The sequence below is a fragment of the Desertihabitans aurantiacus genome, from assembly GCF_003344635.1.
In the GTDB taxonomy this organism is placed as follows: domain Bacteria; phylum Actinomycetota; class Actinomycetes; order Propionibacteriales; family Propionibacteriaceae; genus Desertihabitans; species Desertihabitans aurantiacus.
Genome location: NZ_QPKK01000293.1, coordinates 1 through 4,406, shown reverse-complemented (window position 1 = coordinate 4,406; position 4,406 = coordinate 1). Strand labels below are relative to the sequence as shown.

Annotated in this window: 3 protein-coding genes; 2 read left to right on the top strand and 1 reads right to left on the bottom strand. The window is 73.8% G+C overall.

Annotated features, from left to right (window positions below; genetic code table 11):
- Positions 1-2,158, bottom strand: a 2,158-nt coding sequence (gene tkt / locus DVA66_RS17530) for a transketolase (protein WP_114561212.1), incomplete at its 3' end; no start/stop codon positions are given.
- Between the two features lie 250 nt (positions 2,159-2,408).
- Here tkt and DVA66_RS17525 point away from each other — a divergent pair.
- A complete protein-coding gene (locus tag DVA66_RS17525; protein WP_114561211.1) occupies positions 2,409-3,347 on the top strand; it encodes a heme o synthase in 939 nt (312 codons plus the stop codon).
- 17 nt (positions 3,348-3,364) lie between these two features.
- A complete protein-coding gene (locus tag DVA66_RS17520; protein ID WP_114561210.1) occupies positions 3,365-4,246 on the top strand; it encodes an alpha/beta fold hydrolase in 882 nt (293 codons plus the stop codon).
- Positions 4,247-4,406 lie beyond the last annotated feature (160 nt).

Here is a 4,406-nt window from a genome sequence, read left to right as displayed (position 1 = left end):
GGCCCCGGTGCAGCGGTGCGCCGGCCAGGTCGCGGGCGGCGGCCAGGCTGTCGCGGGCCGCGGCGGCCACGGCCTCGGCGGTGAAGCCGAACTCGGCGAACACCCGCTGGTAGTCCGCGCTCGCGCCGTAGTGGTCGATGGCCACGACCCGGCCGGCGTCGCCGACCAGGTCGCGCCAGCCCTGCGGCACCCCGGCCTCGACGCTGACCCGGGCGCGCACCGCAGCCGGGATCACCGACTCGCGGTAGGCGTCGTCCTGGGCGTCGAACCACTCCCGGCACGGCATGGAGACCACCCGGGCGCTGATGCCGTCAGCGGCCAGCTGCTCGGCCGCGGCGACCGCGAGCTGCACCTCCGAGCCGGTGCCGATGAGCACCACGTGCTCGCCCTGGCCGTCGCCGAAGTCCTTGAGCACGTAGGCGCCGCGGCGGACGTCCTCGGTCGTGGCGAAGCCGTCGGTGCCGCGCGGGAAGGTCGGCAGGTTCTGCCGGCTGAGCGCGATCCCGGCCGGACGGTCGGTGTGGGAGAGCACGGCCTGCCAGGCGGCCACCGTCTCGTTGGCGTCGGCCGGGCGGACGACGTCGAGCCCGGGGATGGCGCGGAGCGCGGCCAGGTGCTCGATCGGCTGGTGGGTCGGCCCGTCCTCGCCGAGCCCGATCGAGTCGTGGGTCCAGACGTAGGTGACGGGCAGCTTCATCAGCGCGGCCAGCCGCACCGAGGGGCGCATGTAGTCGGAGAAGGTGAGGAAGGTGCCGCCGTAGGGGCGGGTGCCGCCGTGCACGGCGATGCCGTTCATGATGGCGCCCATCGCGTGCTCGCGGACACCGAAGTGCAGGGTGCGGCCGTAGGGGTCGCCGGCCCACATCTTCGTCTGCCGGTCGATCGGCAGGAAGCTGGGCTCACCCTCCATGGTGGTGTTGTTGGACTCGGCCAGGTCGGCCGAGCCGCCCCACAGCTCGGGCAGCCGGGAGGCCAGCTCGCCGAGCACCTTGCCCGAGGCCTTGCGGGTGGCGACACCCTTCGCGTCGGCCTCGAAGGTGGGCAGGTCGGCGTCCCAGCCCTCGGGCAGCGCGCGCTCGGCCATCCGGGCGTACAGCGCGGCGCGCTCGGGGTTGGCCTCCTGCCAGCGGGCGAACTCGGCGTCCCAGGCCTCCTCGAGCTCGCGGCCGCGCTGCTGCAGCTGACGGGTGTGGGCGAGGACGTCCTCGTCGACCTGGAAGGTCTGCTCGGGGTCGAAGCCGAGCACCTCCTTGGTGGCGGCCACCTCGTCGGCACCGAGGGCCGAGCCGTGGGACTTGCCGGTGTTCTGCGCGTTCGGGGCGGGCCAGGCGATGATCGTGCGCAGCGCGATGAAGGAGGGCCGGTCGGTGACCTGGCGAGCCTCCTCCAGCGCGACCCGCAGCGCCTCCACGTTCTCCACGTACCGCTCCGCGCCGTCGCGGTCGGAGGGGTTGACCCAGTCCACCGTCTGCACGTGCCAGCCGTAGGCGGCGTAGCGGGCGGCGGTGTCCTCGGTCAGGGCGATGTTGGTGTCGTCCTCGATCGAGATCTGGTTCTGGTCGTAGATCACCGTCAGGTTGCCCAGCTGCTGCACCCCGGCCAGCGAGGAGGCCTCGGAGGAGACGCCCTCCTGGATGTCGCCGTCGGAGGCCAGGCAGTACACCTGGTGGTCGAACAGCGACTGTCCCGGGGCGGCCTCGGGGTCGAACAGCCCGCGCTCGCGGCGGGCGGCCATCGCCATCCCGACCGCGTTGGCGATGCCCTGGCCGAGCGGGCCGGTGGTCACCTCGACGCCGTCGGTGTGGCCGTACTCCGGGTGGCCGGGGGTCTTGGAGTCCCAGGTGCGGAGCGACTTGAGGTCGTCCAGCTCCAGGCCGAACCCGCCCAGGTAGAGCTGGATGTAGAGGGTGAGCGCGGTGTGGCCGCAGGACAGCACGAACCGGTCGCGACCGGCCCACTTGGTGTTGCCCGGGTTGTGCCGCATCACCTTCTGGAACAGCAGGTAGGCGGCCGGGGCCAGGCTCATCGCGGTGCCGGGGTGGCCGTTGCCGACCTTCTGCACGGCGTCGGCGGCCAGCACCCGGACGGTGTCGACCGCGCGGGCGTCCAGCTCGGTCCAGTCGTCGGGGTGGATGGCGCTCCCTGTCGTGGTGGTCATCGCTGGCGCGTTCCTTTCCCTGCAGCCGGCCGGCACTGAGGACAGCCGAGGCGCTCGTGTGGCGGGTGGTCGTCGCCAGCCTAGTGCGGGAGCGGAGGTCGGCGTCCGGCCCCCTCGTCGGTGGTCACCGCGTTGTCGGAACAGGGTTCGCGTGACCGAGACCACGGCCTGGGAGCCCGCTCGCGAATCGTCGTCGGCGGGGGCCACGCCCTAGACTGCTCCCGGCCTCGAGCGAGACGAGAGGGAGCACGTGACGAGCCTCCAGCAGACGACGCACGACGTCGAGCGGACGCTCGCCCCTGCCCGCGTCCGGGACGTGCTCGCCGCCTACCTGGCACTGACCAAGCCGCGGATCATCGAGCTGCTGCTGGTCACCACGGTGCCGTCGATGTTCCTCGCCGCGGGTGGCGTGCCGGACCTGCGGCTCGTGCTCATCACCCTGCTCGCGGGTGCCCTGGCCGCGGCCAGCGCGAACGTCTTCAACTGCGTGCTCGACCGTGACATCGACGAGCTGATGCGGCGCACCCGCCGCCGCCCGCTGCCGCGGCACCAGGTGCAGACCCCGCAGGCGGTGGTCTTCGGGGTGCTGCTGGCGGTGGCCTCCACCGCGGTCTTCCTCGGTGCGGTGAACTGGCTGTCGGCGGTGCTGGCGCTGGGGGCGAACGCGTTCTACGTGTTCGTCTACACGATGTGGCTCAAGCGCCGGTACTCCCAGAACATCGTCTGGGGCGGCATCGCCGGCTGCTTCCCGCCGGTGATCGGCTGGACGGCGGTGACGGGCGAGCTCGCCTGGGCGCCGTGGGTGCTGTTCGCGGTCGTCTTCTTCTGGACGCCGCCGCACACCTGGGCGCTGGCGATCCGCTACCGCGCCGACTACGCCGCCGCCGGGGTGCCGATGCTGCCGGTGGTGCGTCCGGCCCCGCAGGTGACGATCCGGATCCTGGTCTACACCGTGGTGACGGTCGCGGTCAGCCTCGCGCTGTGGCCGATCGCCCAGACCGGCTGGGTGTACCCGCTGGCCGCCGCGGTGCTCGGTGCCGCGTTCACCGTGGAGGCGGTGCGGCTGCACCTGCGCGCCCGCTCGGGGATGCTCGACGCCGAGCTGCGGCCGATGCGGCTCTTCCACTGGTCCAACAGCTACCTGGCCCTGCTCTTCATCGCCGCCGCGGTCGACCCGCTGCTGCGCTGAGCAGGGGAGGCCGGGCGGTGGACGGGCGGCTGCTGCCGGCCGGTGTCGTCGCCGAGATCGTCCCGCTGGACGGCGGCCGGGTGCGCACGCTCCGCGCGGGACGTCCCGGCTCCGGGGTCCCGGTGGTGCTGGTGCACGGCGGCGGGTCGGACAACGCCGCGATCTCCTGGTACCGCGCCCTGCCGGCGCTGGCCGCCGACCGGGAGGTGCTGGCCCTCGACCTGCCCGGGTTCGGTGGCACCGAGGGGATCGCCCCGCTCGGACGTCCTGAGGCCATGGCCGACCTCGTGGCCCGGTGGATGGCGGCGCTCGGGGTGCCCCGTGCCGTCGTCTGCGGGGTGTCGATGGGCGGTGACGTGGTGCTCAACCTGGCCCTGCGCCACCCCGACCTGGTGCACGGGCTCGTGCTGGTCGCCCCCGGCGGTCTGGTCGACCGTCTCGGGTCGCCGCTGGCGCAGCGCGCCGCCTGGCTGGCCACCCGGCTGCCCGACCCGGTGCTGCTACCGCTGGTGCGGCTGGCGAACCGGTTCACCCGGACCGCGCTGCGGGCGACGGTGCACGACCCGGCCACGCTGCCGCCGGAGGTGGTCGAGGAGTTCGTCCGGGAGGCCCGCGCGCCCGGCGGGAGCGTCGGCTACGCCCGCTACAACCAGGCCACCGTCGGCCCCACGGCCATGACGAACTCGCTGCTCCGCTCGGTGCACCGGATCGGCTCGCCGGCGCTGCTCGTGCACGGCGACCGCGACCCGTTGGTGCCGCTGGCGGGCTCGCGCGCGGCGGCTGCCGCGATGCCGGGCGCCCGGCTGGTGGTGCTGCCGGGGGTGGGCCACTGGGCCCAGCTGGAGGCTTCCGACCGTTTCCTCGCCGAGATGCGCGCGTTCCTCGTCGACCTGGGCTGACCGGACCGACCGCCGGCTGCGGCGCCGCCCCGGCCCAGAGGGGGCTACGAGGGGGGCCAGAGGGGGGGGCTACGAAGGGGCTAAATCCGCGGCCCAGAGGGCTAAAGAGCAGTCCATGTCTGGAGGGCGGGCAGACGGCGGCCCTAGGTTCGCTGCGGGT